The organism is Nocardia sp. NPDC003999 (assembly GCF_053604885.1).
On sequence record NZ_JBSGIB010000003.1, the window covers coordinates 255,376 to 277,063 of the forward strand.

Sequence of the window (21,688 nt, forward strand, 5' to 3'; positions counted from 1 at the left end):
ATGACGCCATGGCAGCGTTGGGCGTCCTCGACGAGATCGTAGATACCGGACGGTATCCCCTGGCGGACCCGGAAGGACCCGCGCTGCGGGAAGCGGTTCGGCGCGCCCGTGCCGAACTGGCCGACACCGGCTGCACCGTGCTGCGTGGCTTCATCCGTCCGGAACTGACCGAGACGTTGCGGGCACAGGGCGAGCTGATGGCCCCGCACGCGCACTACGAGGTCGAGCGGGTCAACGCCTACAACATTCCGCTGGACGCAGACCTGCCGGAGGATCATCCGGGCCGGATCGTGCTCGAGCGGGGCAACGCCTTCGTGCCCCGCGACCGCATCCCCGCCGACGCGCTGATCCACCGGCTCTACACCGACGAGCTGTTCCAGCGATTCGTCGCCGACTGCTTCGACCTGTCGGAGTTGCACGAATTCGCCGATCCCCTCGCGGGACTGTGCCTGAACGTCGTCGCGCCGGGCATGTCGCACCCCTGGCATTTCGACACCAACGAATTCACCGTCTCGATGCTGACCCAGCCCGCCGAGGAAGGCGGCGTCTTCGAGTACTGCCCCAACATCCGCACACCCGAGGCGGAACACCTCGACGACGTCCGCGCCGTGCTCACCGGCACCGGCGAGCGCTTCGTCCAGCGGCTCGAACTGCGTCCAGGCGACCTGCAGCTGTTCCAGGGTCGCTTCTCGTTGCACCGCGTCTCACCCGTCGACGGTGCGCGTCAGCGCCATTCGGCCATTTTCGCCTACACCGATCGTCCCGGGATGGTCGGCACGGTGGAGCGCACCCGGCAGTTGTTCGGCCGCGTGCTACCCGACCACCTAGCCGCCGCGGCCGACGCCGTCCGGGGCGATCGACTGCTCGACTGAGCCGAACGGCTCGACTGACCGAGCTCGACCCGAGAGGACCGACAGTGCCAGTGCCGTTAGACACCACCGGGAAAGCGTCTTTCGACGATATCTACGTCCGCCCCGATCCGCGCGCCTACTACGCGCGCATGTCCGAATTGGACTACCGCATTCCGGAACTGGCGAAACCCTTCTTCCAGCAACAGATTCGGGAATACCGCGCGTCCGCCCGGGTCGCCGTGCCGACCGTGCTCGACCTCGGCTGCTCCTACGGCGTGAACGCCGCGCTGCTGCGCCTCGACACCACGATCGGCGAGCTGGCCGAGCATTACGCGGCCGCCGACACCGATCGGGCCGGTCTGATCCGGCGCGACCGAGACCGCGTGGCGGGGCGGGCCGCGGTGGAGGACGTCCGCTTCCTCGGCATGGACGCCGCCCGCCCAGCCCTGGAGTACGCGCGGGAGGCCGGGCTCCTGCACGACGTCGTGCACGCCGACCTCGAGTCCGGCGAGCCGACCGACGAGCAGCGCGCCCTGCTCGCGACCGCCGATCTGGTCGTCTCCACCGGCTGCGTCGGGTACATCACCGAGAAAACCTTGACCCGAGTGGCCACCGCGCACCCGCGCAGGCGGCCGTGGATGGCACACTTCGTACTGCGCATGTTCGACTTCGCACCGATCGAGGCGGAACTCGCCGCGCTCGGCTACCGGACCGAGCACGCGCCGGGGTTGTACGAGCAACGCAGGTTCGCCTCCGCGGCCGAACAGGCGCAAGTGCTGAACACCCTGTCCGCCAACGGGATCGACACGACCGGCCGGGAAGACCAGGGCTGGCTGTATGCCAACCTGTACGTGTCGAGGCCGCTGCCGAAACATCACGCCGACACCGAGGACTCGCATTGACCGAACGCACCTTCGCCGCCGACGACCACCTTCCCCGGGTGCCCCTGCCGACGCTGGAGGACAGCTGTGGCCGGTTCCTGCAGTGGTGCGAGCCGCTGCTGACCGCCGACGAGATCGCCGCCACCCGGGCCGCGGTCGACGACCTGTTGCGACCCGACGGTCCGGGGCGCACGCTGCACGCGGCGCTCGCGGAGTACGACGCGACGCCCGGCGTCGGCAGCTGGCTCGACCTGTTCTGGCCGTCGCGATACCTGGGCAGGCGGGACCGGATCGCCCTGAACGCGAACTTCTTCTTCCTGTTCCGGGACGACACCCCACTGGCCGCCTCCACCGCCGCGACTCAGGTGGACCGGGCGGCGGGCATCATCTCCGCCGCCGTCGACTACAAGCTGGCCCTCGACCGGGAGGCCATCCCGCCGGTGACCCAGCGCGGGCAGCAGCTGTCCATGTGGCAGAACAAGTACCTGTTCTCCGAGACCAGGATTCCCGGCGTGGAGCAGGACACGGTCCGGGTCCCCTACAGCGCGGAATGGCCGGGTCACTCGCAGGCCCGGCACATCGTGGTGTTCTTCCACGGCAGCACGTTCCGGATGGACGTGGTCGGCCCGGACGGAGCGCCGTACTCGCCGGAGGATCTCGCCGACGGGCTGCGCGCGGTGCTGAAGGCGGGCGCCCGCCCGGCCCGCACCGACACCGCCGTCGGGCACCTCACCACCAAGGCCCGCGCGGAATGGGCCCAGAGCAGGCAGCGGCTGCTGGCCGAGCCCGCGAACGCCGCGGCGCTGGACACCATCGAGACCGCGCTGTTCGCCGTCTGCCTCGAGGACTTCGCCCCGCGCGACGAACTGCACGCCTGCGACGAGTTGCTGCACGGTGACAGCGCGAACCGGTGGTTCGACAAATCGGTGTCCTTCGTCGTCTTCGCCGACGGACAGGCGGGCATCAATGTCGAGCACTGCGGACTCGACGGCACCACCATCCTGTCGTTCGTGGACACCCTGCTGGAAACCTCGGTGCCGGAACACGCCGCCCACTCCGGCGCACAGGCGCAGGGACTGCCCGCGGTGGAGCCGGTCGAGTTCGTGCTCGACGAGGCGCAGCGCGGCGATATCGCCGCGGCGGCCGCCGCCTTCGCCCAGTACGCCGCGGCGAACGCCACCCAGACGGTGTCGTTCCCGGACTTCGGCACCGCCAGGGCCAAGCAGCTCGGCATCTCGCCGGACGCGTTCGCGCAGTTGAGCTACCAGCTGGCCCATCGGCGCAGCAAGGGGCTCACCGGCGCGACCTACGAGTCCATCGCGACCAGGCAGTACCGCAACGGCCGCACCGAGGCCATGCGGGTGATCACCCCGGAGATGATCGCCTTCGTGGACGCGATGCAGGACCAGGACGCGAGCGCCGCGGCGAAGCTCGCCGCGGCGCGGACGGCCGCGTCCGCGCACGTGGAGCGGGCCAAGCAGTGCCAGGCCGGTGACGCGCCCGAGCAGCACCTGTGGGAGCTGCAGTGGATCCAGCGCCGCCGCGGCGCGGAACTGGGCGTCATCGACCCGATCCCGCTCTACGACAGCCCCGGCTGGACGATCATGCGCGACGACTACCTGAGCACCAGCTCGGCGCCGTCGGTCAACATCCGCTACTTCGGTTTCGGCTCCACCAGTCCCCGCTGCATCGGCATCGCCTACGTCCTGCTGCCGGACCGCTGGAATCTCTACCTGGCCACTCCGAAACCGGTCGCCGACCAGATGCACGCGTTCGCCGACCACCTCCGCACGGCGGTCGCCGACCTGCAGGCGCTGCTCGCCGGGAACTAGCCGCTTTCCGCCCGGTTCCTCCGCCCCCGGTCAGGGGTGGAGGAACCGGGCGGTCGCCGTTACCGGCCATCGTGGGCCGGAGCAACAGACCCGCATCCGGGTCTGAAACAATGGCTCATCGTGAAGAACTTCGAATCCCTGTTCGCCGAACTGCAGGATCGTGCGGTCAACCGCCCCGAGGGGTCCGGAACCGTTGCCGCGCTGGACGCAGGCGTGCATACCCAGGGTAAGAAGGTGCTCGAGGAGGCCGGTGAAGTGTGGCTGGCCGCCGAACACGAGAGCGACGAGTCGCTCGCCGAGGAGATCTCCCAGCTGCTGTATTGGGTGCAGGTGCTGATGGTGGGTCGCGGGCTGAAGCTCGAAGACGTGTACCGACATCTGTGATGACGGCCGTCCGACACCCCGTTTCTCCTCCCGAAAGGACTCCCTCCATGCTGCGCGTCGCAGTCCCCAACAAAGGCGCCCTCTCCGAATCCGCCGTCTCGATCCTCGCCGAGGCGGGCTACCGCAAGCGCACGGATTCCCGCGATCTGACCGTGCTCGACCCGGCCAACCAGGTCGAGTTCTTCTTTCTGCGACCCAAGGACATCGCGATCTACGTCGGTTCCGGGGAGCTGGATCTCGGCATCACCGGTCGTGATCTCGCCCTCGATTCCGGCGCACCGGTGCAGGAACGGCTCGCCCTCGGCTTCGGCCGCTCCACCTTCCGTTACGCCGCCCCGGCCGGACGGGAGTGGAAGGTCGAGGACCTCGCCGACAAGCGCATCGCCACTTCCTACCCGAACCTGGTGCTCGACGATCTGCGCGGCCGCGGCATCGAGGCCGAGGTGATCCGCCTCGACGGCGCGGTGGAGATCTCCATCCAGCTCGGCGTCGCCGACGCCATCGCCGACGTCGTCGGCTCCGGGCGCACGCTGCGCCAGCACAACCTCGTCGCGTTCGGTGAATCGCTGTGCGACTCCGAGGGTGTGCTGGTCGAGCGCAAGGACGCCGATCGCGGCGACCGGGCACGGAATCAGCTCGTCGCCCGGATCCAGGGCGTGGTCTTCGCCCAGCAGTACGTCATGCTGGACTACGACTGCCCGAAGAATTTGCTCGACGAGGCGTTCGTCATCACCCCCGGGTTGGAATCGCCGACCGTGGCGCCGCTGGCCGACACCGGCTGGGTCGCGGTCCGCGCACTGGTGCCGCGCAAGCAGAGCAACGAGTTGATGGACAAGCTGGCCGATCTGGGCGCGAAAGCCATCCTGGCCACGGACATCCGCTCCTGCCGCGCATTCTGAACGCCGGATTCGTCCGATACGCCTGATTCGTTCAGGCTGAGCGCAATCGGTGTGCCCTGTGACCGGGGGTTGCTACCGTGCGGCCTCTCGATGAGGAAACGCAAGGAGCCCCCGTGTCACAGTCACCACCCGAGGAGCAGTCGGGCAGCACATTCACCTGGAACGAGGACTGGCTGGCGGCGATCGCCGGGCTGATCCTGATCGCGCTGGTCCTGCTCGGCGCGATTCCGGATTGGCTGGTGCCGTGATGGCCGAGACCGGCGCCGAATCGGCGAAGGAATCGAAGGCTTTGGCGGACAAGGATTCCGGCGTGGCCGCGCCCGGCGGAATCCCGTCATCCGAGACGGAAGCGGTGCAGGCGACGTCCCGGCCGACCGCCGGGACCATCGCGGCCGGTATCGCGGTCGTGATCGTGCTCGGCGCCCTCACCCGCTACTTCGAGACACACGTCCCGCAGTGGGCAGTGGGCACTCCGTTCCAGCGTGTCGCCAAGTCCGTCGAATACCCGGTGTACGCCATCGCCCTTGGTCTGCTCGGCAATGTCGTGCTGAGCAAACTCGCACTGCGCGACCGGCTTTCGGCGGGATTCCGCACCGAATTCTTCATCAAGACCGGCGTGGTGCTGCTCGGCGCTTCGATCAACCTGAAGGTCCTGGTCACCGCGGCGGGTCCGTCGATCCTGCAAGCGCTGCTGCTGATCACGGCCGTGTTCGGCTTCACCTGGTGGCTGGGCGGACGCCTCGGGCTGGACGACAAGCTGCGCGCGCTGCTGTCCTCGGCGGTGTCGATCTGCGGTGTCAGCGCGGCTATCGCCGCGGCGGGCGCGGTGCAAGCGCGGCGCGAGCAGATCGCCTACGCGGCCTCGCTGGTAATCGTCTTCGCGTTGCCCTCGATCTTCCTGCTGCCGTGGCTGGCGGAGGTGCTCGGCTTGTCGGACGCGGTCGCGGGCGCCTGGATCGGCGGCAATATCGACACCACGGCGGCGGTCGCGGCCTCCGGCGCGATCGCGGGGGAGAAGGCGCTGCAGATCGCCACCATCGTCAAGACCACGCAGAACGCGCTGATCGGTGTGGTCGCCATCGCGCTGACCGCGTACTTCACGCTGCGCGTCGAGCGGGCGCCCGGTGCGGTACGGCCCTCGCCGCGCCAGTTCTGGGAGCGGTTCCCGAAGTTCGTGCTCGGCTTCATCGCCGCCTCGGTCATCGGCACGCTGTACCTGCAGGCGGTGGACAAGAAGTCCGGTGCGGCGCACATCGCGATCATCAACGATCTGCGCACCTGGTTCCTGATCTTCGCGTTCGTCTCCATCGGCTTGGAGTTCTCGCTGCGCGGACTGCGGGAAGCGGGCTGGCGGCCGGTCGTGGTGTTCGGGTCCGCGGCGGTCGTGAATCTCGCGGTGGGCCTCGGACTCTCGGTGCTGCTGTTCCACAATTTCACCGCCTGAGCGTCGGCCCTATGGATACGCAGCCGAAACTCGGGCACGCGATGTCGCCCGGTCCTGGACATCGGGGCCGGGCGGCCCGCCGTTCGGGAAATGTTCACCGGCCGAATACGCGGGTCGGCTCGAAACCACCGGCCTCATCGGGAAGACTGTCGGGCGTGTCGGACAGGATCAACGACGAGAAGGCCGCGGCGGAGCCGGGCCGACGAGCGACCACCCCGGCGGCCGACGGTGTCCCCGCGCGCGGCACGGCGTGGACGCGGATACGAAACCTGTTCATCATCGCGGGCGACGCGGTACTGGTCGTGGTCCTGATCGGAGCGGTTTTCCTGCTCGGCGAGCGCGGGACGTCATTGGACTTCCTGGTGGCCGCGCTGGGCCACTAGCTCGTCAGTCCGAGACGGCTTCGGCCAGGGTCTCGTCCGGGGATTCGGTGACGCCGCCGCTCGGCCAGCCAGGGTAGGGCGGCGGCGTGCCGCCGAATGCCGGGCACAAAGGCTTGTAGTCGCAGTACGAGCACAGCCAGCTGGTGTTCGGCTGGAAGTTCCCGGTGCGGCCCGCCTCGAGAATGGCCGCCCACAGTGCCGAGAGCGTGCGCTCGAAGCGCAGCAACTCCTGCTCCTCGGGGGCGTAGGTGAGGATCTGCTCGTCGGCGAGGTAGATCAGCCGCAGCTGGGCGGGCACCAGGCCGCGGGTGCGCAGTACGACCAGCGCGTAGAACTTCAACTGGAACAGCGCTTTGGTCTCTTGCGTCGGCCCCGGCGCACGGCCGGTCTTGTAGTCCACGACGCGCAGGGCGCCGCTGGGCGCGAGGTCGATCCGGTCGACGAACCCACGCAGCGGCGCGCCGTCGGCCAGTTCCACCTCCACCCGCGCTTCGCGCGACTCCGGATCGAACCGGGTCGGATCCTCCAGCCGGTAGTAGCGGCGCACCAGCGCGCGCACCTCCTCGAGGAACGCGTCGAGTTGCCCCGCGGCGACCAGTTCCGCCACCTCCGGCTGTTGGGCGTGCACCCGCGCCCACGCCGTCGGCACCAGGGCCTCGGCGCGCTCGGGCACCCGCTCGGCCGCGGGCAGCCCGTAGAGGTCCTCCAGCACCGAGTGCACCACCGTGCCGCGCACCGCGTGCACCGAAGGCCGCTCCGGTATCCGATCGATCGCGCGAAAGCGGTATTTCAGCGGACACTGCTTGAAATCCATTGCCCGGGAAGGCGAGAGCGCGGGCCGGGCGCGGGTGGCCGTCGGATCGGGCCGGGCGGTCCGCGCGTCGTCGGCAGGGGGCGTGGACACGGGCGAGCACATACCTGGCAGGCTATCCGGCGGCACCGACACGCCGGTGCGTCACAGCACGATTCCGACAAGTGGAACGGAGATTCATGACGGCCAGACGGACCGGGCCATTCACCATCGGTGACCGGGTGCAGCTGACCGATGCCAAAGGACGCCTGTACACGGTGGTCTTGGAGCCGGGCAAGGAATTCCACACCCATCGCGGCGGGATCAAGCACGACAGCCTGATCGGTGCCGACGAGGGCAGCGTGGTGCATTCCACCAACGGCACGCCCTATCTCGCACTGCGTCCGCTGCTGATCGACTACGTGCTGTCCATGCCGCGCGGCGCCGCGGTGATCTACCCGAAGGACGCCGCGCAGATCGTGCACGAGGGCGACATGTTCCCCGGCGCGCGTGTGCTGGAAGCCGGCGCGGGGTCCGGTGCGCTGACCTGCTCGCTGCTGCGGGCGGTGGGGCCGCAGGGGCAGGTGGTGTCCTACGAGATCCGCGCCGACCACGCAGAGCACGCGATCCGCAACGTCGAGACGTTTTTCGGCGAGCGGCCGGCGAACTGGTCGCTGACCGTGGGTGACGTGGCCGACTACACCGGAGAGCCGGTGGATCGCGCGGTACTGGACATGCTCGCGCCGTGGGATGCGCTACCGGCGGTGTCCAAGGCGCTCGTGCCGGGCGGCGTGCTGATCGTCTATGTGGCCACCGTCACCCAGCTGTCGAAAGTGGTCGAAGCGCTGCGCGAGCAGGAGTGCTGGACCGAGCCACGCTCCTGGGAGTCGCTGGTGCGACCGTGGCATGTGGTCGGCCTCGCCGTGCGGCCCGAGCACCGCATGCAGGGTCACACCGCCTTCCTGGTCAGCGCCCGCAGGCTCGCCGAGGGCACCGTCACGCCCAAGCCGCAGCGCAGGCCCTCGAAGGGCTGAGCGCGGCCGGGCGGGCGAGGTGGTGGCCGACTCAGGCCGGGACGCAGGGCGCCTGCGCGAAGCCGAGCAGCAGACAGCCGCTCGCGTCCGTCAGCTTCCAGGTGCCGTCGACGTTTTCCCAGCTCAGCGGCACGGCGGGGGCGGCGCCATGCGGGGAGGTGATGGTCACCTGCGCGTTCGCGGTGTTGCCCTGGGTGGTGATGTCGGCGACGGCGAAGGTGAGCGCGTAGCCCTGCAGGCCCTTGTTCATCTGGTCGATGTTCGCTGTGCGCTTTTCACCGTTGACGATCAGCTTGGCCTTCTCGGGGGTGGGTACAGTCGGATCGGTGAGCTTTACCAGCACGGCCTGCAAGGTATCGGCGGTCGGCGCACCGGTCGCATGGGCGGAGTGATCGTGGGTACCCGACGCGGCGGTGCTGGTGGCGGCCGAGGTCGCCGCGCCGGTGGAGTCGTCGTCGGAGCCGCACGCCGCCACCGCGCCGGAGATGGCCAGCGCCGCCGCGGCGGTGACGAGGGAAAAACGCAGGGTTCTCGCGGGAAGGAGCATGGTCGGCAACCTTTCGGCTCGAGCGGCGAGGAGGCTCGCCAGGGTCGGGTTAGGGCAGGCTAACATGGTGATCCGGCCGCCGATCGCGGCCCAGATGTGATCACCACGAAACCATGTCGGAAAGCGAGAACGGGTCGCGCCCGGTAGCGTTGATAGACCGGGACTGGGAGGAGCAGCACATGAGCCCCATCGAGAATTCGGATTCGGCGGCCTGGAGAGAGCTCGAGGCAGTGCGCGCCGAGGCGGCTGCACTCCGAAGGCAACTCGCCGATTCGCCGGATCGCACACGGGAATTGGAAGCCCGCATCGATTCGCTGACCATTCGCAACACGAAGCTGATGGACACCCTCAAGGAAGCGCGCCAGCAGCTGGTCGCGCTGCGTGAGGAGGTCGATCGGCTGGGTCAGCCGCCGAGCGGATACGGCATTCTGATCGGTGTGTACGACGATCAGACGGTCGACGTGTTCACTTCGGGTCGCAAGATGCGGTTGACGTGTTCACCGAACATCGAGACCTCGACGCTCGAATACGGTCAGACCGTCCGCCTCAACGAGGCGCTCACGGTCGTCGAGGCCGGGCACTACGACGCGGTCGGCGAGATCGGCACCCTCCGGGAGATCCTCGACGACGGTCGTCGCGCCCTGGTCGTCGGCCATGCCGACGAGGAGCGTGTGGTGTGGCTGGCAGGCCCGCTGGCGAAGGTCGCCGAGATGGACGACCTCGACGATCCCGATTCCCCCATCCGCAAGCTGCGGCCGGGCGACTCGCTGCTGGTCGACACGAAGGCCGGTTTCGCCTTCGAGCGCATCCCCAAGGCCGAGGTCGAGGACCTCGTGCTGGAAGAGGTGCCCGACGTCGACTACAGCGACATCGGCGGTCTCGGCAGGCAGATCGAGCAGATCCGCGACGCGGTGGAGCTGCCGTTCCTGCACAAGGACCTCTTCCGCGAGTACGCGCTGCGTCCGCCGAAGGGTGTGCTGCTCTACGGTCCCCCCGGCTGCGGTAAGACGCTCATCGCCAAGGCGGTGGCCAACTCGCTGGCCAAGAAGATCGCCGAGGCGCGCGGTGAGGATGCCAAGGAAGCCAAGTCGTTCTTCCTGAACATCAAGGGCCCCGAGCTGCTCAACAAGTTCGTGGGTGAGACCGAGCGTCACATCCGGATCATCTTCCAGCGGGCCCGCGAGAAGGCGTCCGAAGGCACGCCGGTGATCGTGTTCTTCGACGAGATGGATTCCATCTTCCGCACCCGCGGCTCCGGCGTCTCCTCCGATGTCGAGACCACGGTGGTGCCGCAGTTGCTGTCGGAGATCGATGGTGTCGAGGGCCTGGAGAACGTCATCGTGATCGGCGCCTCCAACCGTGAGGACATGATCGATCCCGCGATCCTGCGGCCGGGCCGCCTGGACGTGAAGATCAAGATCGAGCGTCCGGACGCGGAGTCGGCGCAGGACATCTTCTCGAAGTACCTCACCCAGGAGTTGCCGCTGCACGACGACGACCTGGCCGAGTTCGGCGGCGACAAGGTCTTGTGCATCAACGCCATGATCGAACGCGTCGTCGACCGGATGTACGCCGAGAGCGAGGACAACCGCTTCCTGGAGGTCACCTACGCCAACGGTGACAAGGAGGTCCTGTACTTCAAGGACTTCAACTCCGGCGCCATGATCCAGAACATCGTGGACCGCTCCAAGAAGTACGCCATCAAGGCGGTGCTCGACACGGGCAACCCGGGTCTGCGCATCCAGCATCTCTACGATTCGATCGTGGACGAGTTCTCCGAGAACGAGGACCTGCCCAACACCACGAATCCGGACGACTGGGCACGCATCTCGGGTAAGAAGGGCGAGCGGATCGTCTACATCCGCACCTTGGTCACCGGCAAGAACGCCAGTGCCAGCCGCGCCATCGACACCGAGTCGAACACCGGTCAGTACCTGTAAAGGTTCCGCCGACCACGATGGGCCGCGTCTCCCCGGAGACGCGGCCCTTTCACTGTCCAGAGCGCAGGTGACGGTGCACGGCGACGGCCGCACACCACTCGTATCCGGATGACTCTCGACGGCGCTCCATTCGGCGTCGTCGCTCATCAGCAGGCCTACAGTCCGCTCGTGCTAAAATTTGACCATGCGGCCAGAAAACAGTACGAGTGGCCAACGGCGGTCTTTTATCGAAGAGGCGCGACGGCGGCAGATCATCGCCTCCGCGGTGGAGGTGATCTCCGAGGTCGGGTACGCGAATGCTTCGCTGGCGCGGATCGCCGAGCACGCGGGCATCTCCAAGGGCGTCATCTCCTACCACTTCGAGGGCAAGGACGATCTGATGACGCAGCTGGTGGTCCAGCTCTACGTCTCGGCCGCGGAGTACATCGCGCCACGGGTCGGAGCGGCGGCCGGACCGCGCGCGAGCCTGCTGGCCTACCTCGAATCGAACCTCGGTTTCATCGATGCGAATACCACGTATGTGGCGGCGCTGGTCGAGGTGGTGACGAATCTGCGGGACGCGGAAGGCAACCCGAAGTTCGCCTCCGCCGACGGTGAACGCGACATCATCGTGCCGCTGGTCGACATCCTCACCGAAGGGCAGCGCACCGGCGAGTTCGGCGAGTTCGATCCGCTCTTGATGGCCAAGTCCATCCGCGACGCCATCGATGGCGCCGCCGGACGGGCGGTCCGGGAACAGGACTTCGCGATGGACGCGTACGCGGCACACGTGTGCCGGTTGTTCGACACGGCGACCCGGAAAGCGGGTAAGGATGACTGAGGTACTGGACACCCCGCGGCGCCGGGACGATGCCACGACACCGTTGCCCTCGTTCGCCTTCGGCGGAGTCGGCGCGGTGGCGGCGCTGGGTGCGGTGGCGCTGCTGGTTTCCATCGGGCGGTACGGATTCTTCGGCGACGAGCTGTATTTCGTCGCGGCAGGCCGCAGGCTCGCGGTCGGCTACGCCGATCAGGGGCCGCTGCTACCCGCGATCGCGCGGATGACGGATCTGCTCGCCCCGGATTCGCTGGTGGCACTGCGTCTTCCGGCCGTGCTCGTCACCGTGGCCGCGGTGGTGGTGACCGCCCAGATCGCCAGGGAGTTCGGGGGCGGTCGCCCGGCGCAGGTGCTGGCCGCGGCCGCGTATGCCACCTCGCCGTTCCTGCTGGTGCAGGGTGATCAGCTGGCCACCAATACGCTCGACACGGCGTTGTGGGTGGTGGTGAGCTGGCTGGTGATCCGCTGGGTCCGCACCCGCCACGACGGTTTGCTGCTGGCCTCGGCGCTGTTCACCGCGGTGGATATGCAGGTCAAGTGGCTGATTCCCTTCTTCTGGCTCGCACTGGTGATCGGGGTGGCGATCTACGGACCGCGTGAGCTGCTGCGCCGCCCCGCCCTGTGGTGCGGCGCCGCGATCGTCGTCCTCACCTCGGTACCCAGCCTGGTGTGGCAGGCGGCGCACGGGTGGCCGCAGCTGCGTCTGGTTGGTGTGGTCGCCGCGGAGCAGGCCACGATCGGCGGGCGCTACATCTGGCTGCCGCTCGCGCTCGCCTCCGCCGGATTGATCGGTGGATTGCTGCTGGTGTACGGGGTGTGGACCCTGTTCCGTGCCGAAAGCTTGCGGCCGTACCGTTTTCTCGGTGTCCTGCCGTTGGTGCTGATCGTGGTCTTCATCGCGACCGGTGGACGACCGTACTACGCGGCGGGTTGCTACGGAGCGCTGATCGCGGTCGGTGCGGTGCGGTGGATGGAGAACCGGCGGCGATCGCGTGTGACCCTCACCGTTGCGGTGGCCGCGATATCCGTTGCGCTGGTGATTTTCTCGCTGCCCCTGCGCCCGGAATCCGACATCGACCCGGTCGACACCCAAGCCCAGGCGGGGCTGGAGATCGCGGTCTACGGTCGGTTCGGCTGGTCCGAACTCGCGGCCGGGACCGCGGCGGCCTACGCGGCGCTGCCGGAGCCGGAGCGGGCTTCGGCCGTGGTGATCGCCGATTCCTATTGGCAGGCAAGCGCCTTGGACCTCGCGCGCGCGACCCATGGCCTGCCCGCCGTCTTCAGTCCGAATCGCGGGTTCGGCTACTTCGGCACCCCGCCGGACACGGCGACGACGGTGCTGTGGGTGGGTGGCACTGAGGCCGATGTGCGCGCGCACTGTGCCGAGGTGACCGCGATCGGGCAGGTCGACGCTCGTCTCGGGTTCCCGGGGGTCACCCGCGGCGTCACTGTCTGGCGTTGCGCGCGACCGCTCGTGCCGTGGTCGCGAGCCTGGCCGGGCATGCTGCGGCTGAACTGATCCGGTTCCGGCTCACCACCAGCCGAGGATCGGCGACAACTGTCTGCCGAGTTCCGGTGCCAGCGACCGCGAATAGCTGGCGGTGAGGTGATGCTCGTCGTGGTAGATCAGGACGTTGCCCTCGGTGACCGCGCATACGTCGCGTTCGCACAGCGCGTCGGACAGGTCCAGCGGGAACACGTTGGGGAACGAGGCGGCGAACTCCAGCGCCGGATCGACCGCGTTCAGCGCCTCCGCGCGCGGCATCCCGCAGCTGATCCGGTCGCTGTGCTGGGCGAGGCAATCGATGGCCCGGTACCGCACGCCGTCGCGGCGCAGCCACGGCGTGTCACGGATGGCGAGCACGTTGAGTCCGCGGTCGGCCAGGCGGGTCCAGACGTCCAGATAGTCGGCCGGGGTCTCGTCACCCGCGCCGTCACGAGGGCGGGTCGCTGTCGTGAACACCCACTCCGGGCGTTCGACGCCCAGGCGGTCGATCACCTCCACAGACCAGTCGCGGCAGTCCGGATTCGCTTCACCCTTGTACATCGGTTCCGCCGCCACGGTCAGCGGGCAGCCCATCTTCAGGTAGACCTCGACCCGGAAGGAGTGCTCGCGGGCGAGCAGGTCGAGCGCGGGCACCCAATGCTCGGCATGCGAGCTGCCCACCACCGCGATGGTGCGCTCCGCGGCGGCGTCGCCATAGGTGCAGGTGATGACCTCGCGGGTATCCCAGTCCGCGATGCAGCCGTCGCGCGAGGGGTAGGCCGCGTCCGCCGGCGCTTCGTACATGCTCGGCCGCATCGGAGCCTCGGGCGCGCTCACGCCGTTGACCAGTGCTTCCGCGCCGGGATAGCGCGCCGAGTCCAGCCCGGCCACCGCTCGCGGCGGATTCGCCTTGGTCACCACCTGCTCGCCCAGCGCCGCCGCGAGTACCGCGATGCCGAGCGCGGCGACCAGCCGGCCGGTGCGGCGTCCGCGGGCGGGCGTCTTTCCGGCCGGACGACCGGACCGCACTCGTAGCGGCTCCTCGATGAACCGGTTGGTCAGGTAGGCGAGTACCAGCGACGCCCCGACGACGCCCAGACCCACGCCGAGTCCCGCGGTCGCGGCTCCCGTCCGCGCCAGGACGAAGATCAGAATCGGCCAGTGCCACAGATACAGCGCGTAGGACAGTTCGCCGAGGCGCACCGCGGCCGGTGCGCCGAGCAGCCGGTTCGGTAGTGGCTGATCCGCGGCGGCGAGATCGCCGCCCGCGACGATCAGCGCCAGTGTGGCCCCGACTGGCACCAGCGCGGCGGGACCGGGGAACCGATCGGCGCCGTCGATCAACCAACCGCACGTGAGCACCGCGACCGCGCCGAGGACGGCGGCCGCGACCCGCACCGAACGCGGCGGTGACAGCCAGGGCGCGACGATCGCCAGCAGCGCCCCGGCGAGGAGTTCCCAGGCGCGGGCGAAACTGTCGTAGTAGTTCCAGCCCTGATGCACCGCGGTACCGTGCGCGGCGTAGACGAACGAGGCCACCGCGCCCGCGGCGAGCGCGATCGCCAAGGCCGGACGCACTGCCCCCGGGCGAGCGAAACGCAGGCACAGGCCAGCGACCGACGCCACGACGATCAGCGCGAGCAGGTAGAACTGCATCTGCACCGCCATCGACCACAGATGCTGCAACGGGCTCACCGACGGATCGGCGGCCAGGTAGTCCGACCAGGACAGCGCCAGATACCAGTTCTGGTAGTACAGCAGCGACGCCAGCGTCTGCGCCGCCATCTCGCCCCACTGGGTGAACGGGCGAAGCAGCACGGTCGCCGCGACCACGGCCGCCAGAAGCGTGACCAGGGCGGGCAGTAATCGGCGGGCGAGCCGGCGAGCGGTGTGCGCGACACGGACCGTGCCGGTGGCCGCCACGCCGCGCAGCAGCGAGCCGGTGAAGAAGAACCCGGACAGCGCCAAGAACACGTCCACGCCGCCCGACACCCGGCCGAACCAGATGTGGAACGCCACGACCAGCGCGATCGCCACGCCGCGCAGCCCGTCCAGATCGTGCCGGTACCCGCCGGCGCCCGCCCGCGGCACGGCCGCCGCGGTGGCGACCGCACCCGGCCGGAGCAACCGATTCACCGCTCGGGCGACCGTCACCGGACTCGCGCGGCGCGGTCGTCGCGGAAACGGAATCCAACGGCTCGGCGACGGAGGCATGAACGGGACACGTCATTTCTCTTACCACGGGCGGTGAACCGTGGTCCAACTCGCAAGGCCGGAGTGGCGTGCGGAAACGGCGAGAAATACGGACAATTCGGTCACCCGTCGACGGGTCGTAATGGGTGGGTCGATAGGGTGGGGTCGTGAATGTTGAGGTGACACCCCTGCCGGGTATAGGTGTGCGCAAGGATTTTCCGCTGACCAATACACGACGCCGGATAGGGGTGATCGACCATCGCGACGGCACGATGGACCTCATCGTGAGCAAGCCGGACAACCCCGACGAGACCGAACAGGTACCGCTGTCGGGGAAGGAGGCGGCCGTGCTGGCCAGCCTGCTCGGCGCGCCGCAGCTGGTCGAACAACTGCGCGAGGAACACCGCGAGTTCACCGGACTGACCACCCGGCAGCTGTCCATCCCGGACCGCTCCCGCTTCGACGGACGCAGGTTGGGCGAAACTCAGATGCGCACCCGGACGAAGGCGTCCATCGTCGCCGTGGTCCGCAGCGGTCAGCCGATTCCCTCGCCGGGGCCGGACTTCACCTTCACCGCCGGAGACGTGCTGGTCGTCGTCGGCACAGTGGAGGGCCTCGAGGCCGCCGCCAAGATCCTGTTAGACGGCTGAGCGCATGGTCGCACACGAGACCGCGCTCGCGCTGATCCAGCTGGGCGCGGTGTTCTTCGGCCTCGGCCTGCTCGGGCGGATCGCCGCGCGCATCGGCATGTCGCCCATCCCGCTGTATCTGATCGGCGGACTGGTGTTCGGCACCGGTGGCCTCGTCGAGTTGCGGCAGGTGGACGACTTCATCCATCTCGCCAGCGAAATCGGCGTCGTCCTGCTGTTGTTGCTGCTAGGCCTGGAATACAGCGCGCCGGAACTGGTCACGGGCATGCGCCGATCGTGGGCCGCGGGCGTGGTGGACATCGTGCTCAACGCGACGCCGGGTGTGCTCGTCGCGCTCGGGCTCGGCTGGGGGTTCACCGGCGCCATCGCGATGGCCGGGGTCACCTACATCTCGTCCTCCGGCATCGTCGCGAAGGTGCTCAACGATCTGGGCAGGCTCGGTAACCGGGAAACGCCGGTGATCCTGTCCATCCTGGTGTTCGAGGACCTGGTGATGGCCGGATACCTGCCGGTGCTGACCGCGGTGCTGGCCGGAGTCGGTTTCCTCGCCGGACTGAAGACGCTGGCCATCGCCCTGGCGGCGGTCACGGTCGTGCTGATCGTCGCGCTGCGCTACGGCCGCTACGTCTCCGCGATCGTCGACAGCGCCGACCGCGAGATCTTCCTGTTGAAGCTGCTGGGTTCCGCGCTGCTGGTGGCGGGCGCGGCCTCCGCGGTGCAAGTGTCCGCGGCGGTCGGCGCGTTCCTGCTCGGCATCGCGATCTCGGACTCCACCGCGCACAACGCCACCAAGCTCCTGGAACCGCTGCGCGACCTGTTCGCCGCACTGTTCTTCGTGCTGTTCGGCCTGAGCACCGACCCGACGAGCATTCCGCCGGTGCTGGGCTGGGCGTGCCTGCTGGCACTGGTCACGACGGCCAGCAAGATCGCCACCGGATGGTGGGCGGCCAAGCGGGCCGGTGCGGGCCGCTTGGGCCGGGCGCGCGCGGGCACCGCCCTGGTCGCTCACGGCGAGTTCTCGATCGTCATCGCGGGTCTCGCGGTGGCCGCTGGCGCGGTCCCCGCCGAATTCGCCGCGCTGGCCACAACCTACGTGCTGTTGATGGCGGTGCTCGGGCCGGTCGTCAGCCGGTTCGTCGAACCGGCGATGGCGCTGCTGCTGCGTCGGCGCGCCGCGGTGTCCTGACCGATTCGTTCGAGCCGGCCCCGCTGACGGCCATGGTGGCGGCGTCCGATCGTCGCCGCCACCATGGTCGTCCGGAATTCAGTTGCGGACGGCGACGGAATCGAGCACCACGTCGGCGGCCGGTGCGCCGTCGGACGAGCCGTCCTTGACTCCGGCGGCGGCGATGGCGTTCAGCACGTCCATGCCCGCGGTGACCCGGCCGAACGGGGTGTAGTTCGGCGGCAGCGGCGCGTCCCGGTAGACCAGGAAGAACTGGCTGCCGTTGGTGCCGGGGCCCGCGTTCGCCATCGCGATCGTGCCCGCCGGGTAGGTCGCGCCCGCCAGGTTCTCGTCGGGGAATTGATAGCCGGGCCCGCCCATGCCGGTCGCGGTGGGGTCGCCGCACTGCAGGACGTAGATGCCGTCGGTGGTGATCCGGTGGCACTTCGTGTGGTCGAAGTACCGTTCCCCGGCCAGGAACGCGAACGAGTTGACGGTGCGCGGTGCGTGGGCGGCGTCCAGGGCGACGGTCACGGTGCCGCAAGTGGTGATCAGCGTCGCCGTGTATTGCGCGTTGGGATCGATGGTCATGCCGGGTTCGGCGGGCCACTGCTTACCGTTCGGCTGCCCCGCGGTCGGTACGCCACAGCCGGCCGGGCCCTGCTCCCGAGCAGGCGACGGGGTCGCCGAGACGACACCGGTCGCGGACGCGACCAGCGCCGCGCCGACGACGAGGACCCCGAGGATCCGCAGCGATCGCCACGGCACGCCCCGGCGCCCCGTGCGCCGGCCGTTGACGAGTTCTCGCGCTTGCACTTCGCTGCTCACCGCTGAAAATCTCCTTCACTCGGGGTTGCGCACCGGACGATGCAGCGCGAATCATTCCATCTCGCCCGACCAAGTGGGGGAGTACGGCTCGATTACTCAAGCACGGGCAGGTCGGGATGCCGCCGTAACCGCGGTTGCCACGGATTGGCTACAAAATGCCTCCAGGCACTCGTCGGACAACGGAACAGGTTCCCGGTGACGTATAACGAGGCATGGGAATCGTTCGAGCGGCGCTGGTCCAAACGAACTGGACCGGTGACAAGGAGTCGATGCTCGCGGCGCACGAGAACTACGCGCGCCGCGCCGCCGCGCACGGAGCCGCGGTGATCTGCTTCCAAGAACTGTTCTACGCCCCGTATTTCTGCCAGCGGCAGGACACGGAGTTCTACGACTACGCCGAATCCGTCCCGGGGCCGACGACGGAACGATTCGCGGAACTGGCGAAAGAATTGCGCCTGGTGATGATCCTGCCGGTGTACGAGCAGGAACAGCCGGGTCTGCTGTACAACACGGCGGCGGTGATCGACGCCGACGGCAGCTATCTCGGCAAGTACCGCAAACACCACCTTCCGCACGTGCACGGGTTCTGGGAGAAGTTCTATTTCCGGCCGGGCAACCTGGGCTGGCCGGTGTTCGACACGGCGGTGGGCAAGGTCGGCGTATACATCTGCTACGACCGGCACTTCCCGGAGGGGTGGCGCGCGCTGGCCCTCGCCGGTGCGGAACTCGTGTTCAATCCGTCGGCCACGTCGCGCGGCTTGTCCGGTTACCTCTGGAGACTGGAACAACCGGCGGCCGCGGTAGCCAACGAGTACTACATCGGTGCCATCAATCGGGTCGGCGCCGAGGAGTACGGCGACAACGACTTCTACGGCACCAGCTACTTCGTCGACCCCGAAGGCAAGTTCGTCGGCGAGGTCGCCTCCGATACCGACCCCGAGCTGGTCGTCCGTGATCTGGACATGGACCTGATCAAGGTGGTGCGCGACCGCTGGGCCTTCTACCGCGATCGGCGCCCCGACGCCTACGGGCCGCTGGTGGCCCCCTGAGACCGGGGAGAACGACATGGCGCGCACCTTCATCCACGGTGGCACGGTGGTCTCCGCCACCGGAGCGCAGCCGCTCGACGTGCTCGTCGACGGCGAGACCATCGCCGCCGTCCTGCGGCCGGGCTCCGTCGCGCTGGGCGCGGATCTCGCCGCGTCCGCCGATCGCGTGCTCGACGCGACCGGCAGATACGTCATCCCCGGCGGCGTGGACGGTCACACCCACATGCAGATGCCCTTCGGTGGGACCGAGGCCTCCGACACCTTCGAGACCGGCACCCGCGCGGCCGCGTGGGGCGGCACCACCACCATCATCGACTTCGTCGTCCAGCGGCAAGGGGAACGGGTCCAGGACACGCTGGCCGCCTGGCACGCGAAAGCGGCCGGGCAATGCGCGATCGACTACGGCTTCCATCAGATCATCGGCGACGTCGACGACGAATCCTTGAAGGGCATGAGCGAATTGGTGGCCGAGGGCGTCACCAGCTTCAAGCTCTTCATGGCCTACCCGGGGGTCTTCTACTCCACCGACGGCCAGATCCTGCGCGCCATGCAGTCAGCGGCGGAACTCGGCGCGCTGGTGATGATGCACGCGGAGAACGGGATAGCCATCGATGTGCTGGTCGAACAGGCGCTCGCGCGAGGGGACAACGCGCCGTACTTCCACGGCACGACCCGACCGTGGCAGCTCGAGGAGGAGGCCACCCACCGCGCGATCATGCTGGCCGAATTGACCGGCGTGCCGCTGTACGTCGTGCACGTGTCGGCCGAGCAGGCGCTGGCTCAGATCGCCGCCGCCCGCGACGCCGGGCGCAACGTCTTCGGCGAGACCTGCCCGCAGTACCTGTATCTCTCGCTCGAGGATCAGCTCGGCGCGCCGGGTTTCGAGGGCGCCAAATGGGTGTGCTCCACACCGCTGCGATCGAAGGCCGAAGGGCATCAGGACAAGCTGTGGCGCTACCTGCGCACCGGCGACGTCACGGCCGTCGGCACCGATCACTGTCCGTTCTGCATGAAGGGCCAGAAGGAGATGGGGCTCGGCGACTTCAGCAAGATCCCCAACGGTATCGGCGGCGTCGAGCATCGGATGGATCTGATGTTCCAGGGCGTCCGGTCCGGCCGGATCCCGCTGGAACGCTGGGTCGAGGTCTGCTGCACCACACCGGCCCGGATGTTCGGCATGTACCCGCGCAAAGGGGTGATCAGCCCGGGAGCGGACGCCGACATCGTCATCTACGACCCGGACGGCCACACCAGCATCGGTCTCGGCAAGACCCACCACATGAACATGGACTACTCGGCCTACGAGGGATTCGAGATCGACGGTCACGTCGACACGGTGCTGTCCCGGGGCCGGGTCGTCGTGGACGACGGCGGCTACCTCGGGCACGCGGGGCACGGCCGGTTCGTCGCGCGTGGACTCGCGCAGAACCTGATCTGACTTTCGATCCTCGGAACGGAGAAGTGCCGCATGGACATCGGTGTGGTGCTGCAATGCACGCCCCCGGCCTCGCGTGTGATCGAACTGGCCAGGCTCGCGGAGACATATGGGTTCTCCCACGTCTGGACCTTCGACTCGCATCTGCTCTGGCAGGAGCCCTATGTCATCTACAGCCAGATCCTGGCCGCCACCCGCAAGATCATGGTCGGTCCGATGGTGACGAACCCGGCCACTCGGGACTGGACGGTGACCGCGTCGGCCTTCGCCACGCTCAACGAGATGTTCGGCAATCGCACCGTATGCGGGATCGGCCGCGGCGACTCGGCCGTGCGCACGCTGGGCGGCAAGCCCGCCACGCTGGCCACGCTGCGCCGATCGATCGAGGTGATCCGCGAACTGGGCAACGGTCGCGGCGCGCGAGTGGACGACACGGTCGTGCGGTTGCCGTGGGCGGCCGACTCCCGGTTGGACGTGTGGGTGGCGGGCTACGGGCCACGCGCACTCGAGCTGACCGGTGCCGTGGCCGACGGATTCATTCTGCAACTGGCCGACCCCGACATCACGGCATGGACCGTCGCCCGGGTGCGCGCCGCGGCCGAGCGCGCGGGCCGGGACCCGGCGGCGGTGCGGATCTGCGTCGCCGCACCCGCTTATGTCACCGACGGGACGGACGCGGCGCAGGCGCACGCGCGGCAACAGTGCCGATGGTTCGGCGGGATGGTCGGCAACCACGTTGCGGAGATGGTGGCGAGATACGGTACGGCAGGCGACATCCCGGCTGCCCTCACGGACTACATCGAAGACAGGCGCGGCTACGACTACAACCTGCACGGACGCGCGGGCAATGTCCATGCCGAGTACGTGCCCGACGCCATCGTGGACCGCTTCTGCCTGCTGGGCACGCCCGACGACCAGCTGTCCCGGTTGCGGGAGCTGGAAAGGCTCGGTGTGGACCAGTTCGCCGTCTATCTCCAGCACGACGCGAAGAACGCGACTTTGGCGGCGTACGGTGAATCGGTGCTGCCTCGTCTCGCTTCCCTCGTGACCACGACCAAGTCGAGCGAAGGGAGCGACTAG

At 68.5% G+C, this 21,688-nt stretch carries 21 protein-coding genes; 17 read left to right on the plus strand and 4 right to left on the minus strand.

What is annotated here, in order from left to right; all coding sequences use genetic code 11:
• The first annotated feature begins 8 nt into the window (after positions 1-8).
• The 8 genes from ACWESM_RS08720 (at position 9) to ACWESM_RS08755 (ending at position 6,674) form a co-directional block, all read left to right on the plus strand.
• Complete coding sequence (locus ACWESM_RS08720; RefSeq protein ID WP_452491207.1) at positions 9-872, plus strand: HalD/BesD family halogenase; 864 nt, start codon at positions 9-11, stop codon at positions 870-872.
• 44 nt (positions 873-916) lie between these two features.
• A complete protein-coding gene (locus ACWESM_RS08725) occupies positions 917-1,753 on the plus strand; it encodes a class I SAM-dependent methyltransferase (protein ID WP_364428360.1) in 837 nt (278 codons plus the stop codon).
• Positions 1,750-3,564: a choline/carnitine O-acyltransferase gene (locus ACWESM_RS08730; protein ID WP_452491208.1), complete on the plus strand. Its 1,815-nt coding sequence runs from the start codon at positions 1,750-1,752 to the stop codon at positions 3,562-3,564. The genes ACWESM_RS08725 and ACWESM_RS08730 overlap by 4 nt, the downstream gene beginning before the upstream one ends.
• A gap of 102 nt (positions 3,565-3,666) precedes the next feature.
• Entirely contained in the window at positions 3,667-3,948 is a 282-nt protein-coding gene (locus tag ACWESM_RS08735) for a phosphoribosyl-ATP diphosphatase (protein WP_174315390.1), read from the plus strand.
• Between the two features lie 47 nt (positions 3,949-3,995).
• Positions 3,996-4,847: an ATP phosphoribosyltransferase gene (gene hisG / locus ACWESM_RS08740; protein ID WP_356962033.1), complete on the plus strand. Its 852-nt coding sequence runs from the start codon at positions 3,996-3,998 to the stop codon at positions 4,845-4,847.
• 113 nt (positions 4,848-4,960) lie between these two features.
• Positions 4,961-5,095, plus strand: coding sequence for a hypothetical protein (locus ACWESM_RS08745; RefSeq protein ID WP_355077510.1), 135 nt, complete (start codon positions 4,961-4,963; stop codon positions 5,093-5,095).
• Positions 5,095-6,291 (plus strand): YeiH family protein, encoded by a 1,197-nt coding sequence (locus ACWESM_RS08750; protein ID WP_355077512.1) that lies wholly within the window; start codon positions 5,095-5,097, stop codon positions 6,289-6,291. Before ACWESM_RS08745 ends, ACWESM_RS08750 begins: the two co-directional genes overlap by 1 nt.
• Positions 6,292-6,446: 155 nt before the next feature.
• Positions 6,447-6,674 (plus strand): hypothetical protein, encoded by a 228-nt coding sequence (locus tag ACWESM_RS08755; RefSeq protein WP_355077513.1) that lies wholly within the window; start codon positions 6,447-6,449, stop codon positions 6,672-6,674.
• A gap of 4 nt (positions 6,675-6,678) precedes the next feature.
• Here the strand turns inward: ACWESM_RS08755 and ACWESM_RS08760 are convergent, their stop codons facing one another.
• Entirely contained in the window at positions 6,679-7,590 is a 912-nt protein-coding gene (locus ACWESM_RS08760; protein ID WP_452491209.1) for a RecB family exonuclease, read from the minus strand.
• A gap of 74 nt (positions 7,591-7,664) precedes the next feature.
• Here ACWESM_RS08760 and ACWESM_RS08765 point away from each other — a divergent pair, with 74 nt between their 5' ends.
• The gene (locus tag ACWESM_RS08765) at positions 7,665-8,498 is read left to right on the plus strand and encodes a tRNA (adenine-N1)-methyltransferase (RefSeq protein ID WP_355077516.1); all 834 of its coding nucleotides are present in this window, start codon (positions 7,665-7,667) and stop codon (positions 8,496-8,498) included.
• 31 nt (positions 8,499-8,529) lie between these two features.
• Here ACWESM_RS08765 and ACWESM_RS08770 read toward each other — a convergent pair whose 3' ends face one another.
• Positions 8,530-9,045, minus strand: a complete 516-nt coding sequence (locus tag ACWESM_RS08770) for a hypothetical protein (protein WP_364428346.1) — start codon at positions 9,043-9,045, stop codon at positions 8,530-8,532.
• Between the two features lie 179 nt (positions 9,046-9,224).
• Between ACWESM_RS08770 and arc the strand changes: the two genes are divergently transcribed.
• The 3 genes from arc (at position 9,225) to ACWESM_RS08785 (ending at position 13,321) form a co-directional block, all read left to right on the plus strand.
• A complete protein-coding gene (gene arc, locus ACWESM_RS08775) occupies positions 9,225-10,985 on the plus strand; it encodes a proteasome ATPase (protein WP_364428343.1) in 1,761 nt (586 codons plus the stop codon).
• A gap of 184 nt (positions 10,986-11,169) precedes the next feature.
• Complete coding sequence (locus tag ACWESM_RS08780; RefSeq protein WP_452491210.1) at positions 11,170-11,805, plus strand: TetR/AcrR family transcriptional regulator; 636 nt, start codon at positions 11,170-11,172, stop codon at positions 11,803-11,805.
• Positions 11,798-13,321: an ArnT family glycosyltransferase gene (locus ACWESM_RS08785; protein WP_452491211.1), complete on the plus strand. Its 1,524-nt coding sequence runs from the start codon at positions 11,798-11,800 to the stop codon at positions 13,319-13,321. Before ACWESM_RS08780 ends, ACWESM_RS08785 begins: the two co-directional genes overlap by 8 nt.
• Before the next feature lie 12 nt (positions 13,322-13,333).
• On the opposite strand, the gene ACWESM_RS08790 is transcribed toward ACWESM_RS08785, so the two are convergent.
• Positions 13,334-15,424 (minus strand): acyltransferase family protein, encoded by a 2,091-nt coding sequence (locus ACWESM_RS08790; protein ID WP_452491212.1) that lies wholly within the window; start codon positions 15,422-15,424, stop codon positions 13,334-13,336.
• A gap of 224 nt (positions 15,425-15,648) precedes the next feature.
• On the opposite strand from ACWESM_RS08790, the gene ACWESM_RS08795 reads away from it, so the two are divergent.
• Complete coding sequence (locus tag ACWESM_RS08795) at positions 15,649-16,131, plus strand: cation:proton antiporter regulatory subunit (RefSeq protein WP_355077526.1); 483 nt, start codon at positions 15,649-15,651, stop codon at positions 16,129-16,131.
• 4 nt (positions 16,132-16,135) lie between these two features.
• Positions 16,136-17,317, plus strand: a complete 1,182-nt coding sequence (locus ACWESM_RS08800; protein WP_355077528.1) for a cation:proton antiporter — start codon at positions 16,136-16,138, stop codon at positions 17,315-17,317.
• 78 nt (positions 17,318-17,395) lie between these two features.
• Here ACWESM_RS08800 and ACWESM_RS08805 read toward each other — a convergent pair whose 3' ends face one another.
• Positions 17,396-18,124, minus strand: a complete 729-nt coding sequence (locus ACWESM_RS08805) for a peptidylprolyl isomerase (protein WP_355077530.1) — start codon at positions 18,122-18,124, stop codon at positions 17,396-17,398.
• 212 nt (positions 18,125-18,336) lie between these two features.
• On the opposite strand from ACWESM_RS08805, the gene ACWESM_RS08810 reads away from it, so the two are divergent.
• Genes ACWESM_RS08810 through ACWESM_RS08820 form a run of 3 tightly spaced genes read left to right on the plus strand, consistent with a single transcriptional unit; the run spans position 18,337 to position 21,688 of the window.
• On the plus strand, positions 18,337-19,173 hold the full coding sequence (locus tag ACWESM_RS08810; protein WP_452491213.1) for a nitrilase-related carbon-nitrogen hydrolase: 837 nt from the start codon (positions 18,337-18,339) through the stop codon (positions 19,171-19,173).
• 16 nt (positions 19,174-19,189) lie between these two features.
• Complete coding sequence (gene hydA / locus ACWESM_RS08815; RefSeq protein ID WP_355077534.1) at positions 19,190-20,611, plus strand: dihydropyrimidinase; 1,422 nt, start codon at positions 19,190-19,192, stop codon at positions 20,609-20,611.
• 30 nt (positions 20,612-20,641) lie between these two features.
• Complete coding sequence (locus tag ACWESM_RS08820) at positions 20,642-21,688, plus strand: TIGR03842 family LLM class F420-dependent oxidoreductase (protein WP_452491214.1); 1,047 nt, start codon at positions 20,642-20,644, stop codon at positions 21,686-21,688.

Coding starts and splice junctions, on each gene's coding strand:
- ACWESM_RS08720 (WP_452491207.1), top strand. CDS start 9: ATGGCAGCGTTGGGCGTCCTCGACGAGATCGTAGATACCGGACGGTAT.
- hisG (WP_356962033.1), top strand. CDS start 3,996: ATGCTGCGCGTCGCAGTCCCCAACAAAGGCGCCCTCTCCGAATCCGCC.
- ACWESM_RS08750 (WP_355077512.1), top strand. CDS start 5,095: ATGGCCGAGACCGGCGCCGAATCGGCGAAGGAATCGAAGGCTTTGGCG.
- ACWESM_RS08760 (WP_452491209.1), bottom strand. CDS start 7,590: ATGTGCTCGCCCGTGTCCACGCCCCCTGCCGACGACGCGCGGACCGCC.
- ACWESM_RS08765 (WP_355077516.1), top strand. CDS start 7,665: ATGACGGCCAGACGGACCGGGCCATTCACCATCGGTGACCGGGTGCAG.
- ACWESM_RS08770 (WP_364428346.1), bottom strand. CDS start 9,045: ATGCTCCTTCCCGCGAGAACCCTGCGTTTTTCCCTCGTCACCGCCGCG.
- arc (WP_364428343.1), top strand. CDS start 9,225: ATGAGCCCCATCGAGAATTCGGATTCGGCGGCCTGGAGAGAGCTCGAG.
- ACWESM_RS08780 (WP_452491210.1), top strand. CDS start 11,170: ATGCGGCCAGAAAACAGTACGAGTGGCCAACGGCGGTCTTTTATCGAA.
- ACWESM_RS08785 (WP_452491211.1), top strand. CDS start 11,798: ATGACTGAGGTACTGGACACCCCGCGGCGCCGGGACGATGCCACGACA.
- ACWESM_RS08800 (WP_355077528.1), top strand. CDS start 16,136: ATGGTCGCACACGAGACCGCGCTCGCGCTGATCCAGCTGGGCGCGGTG.
- ACWESM_RS08810 (WP_452491213.1), top strand. CDS start 18,337: ATGGGAATCGTTCGAGCGGCGCTGGTCCAAACGAACTGGACCGGTGAC.
- hydA (WP_355077534.1), top strand. CDS start 19,190: ATGGCGCGCACCTTCATCCACGGTGGCACGGTGGTCTCCGCCACCGGA.
- ACWESM_RS08820 (WP_452491214.1), top strand. CDS start 20,642: ATGGACATCGGTGTGGTGCTGCAATGCACGCCCCCGGCCTCGCGTGTG.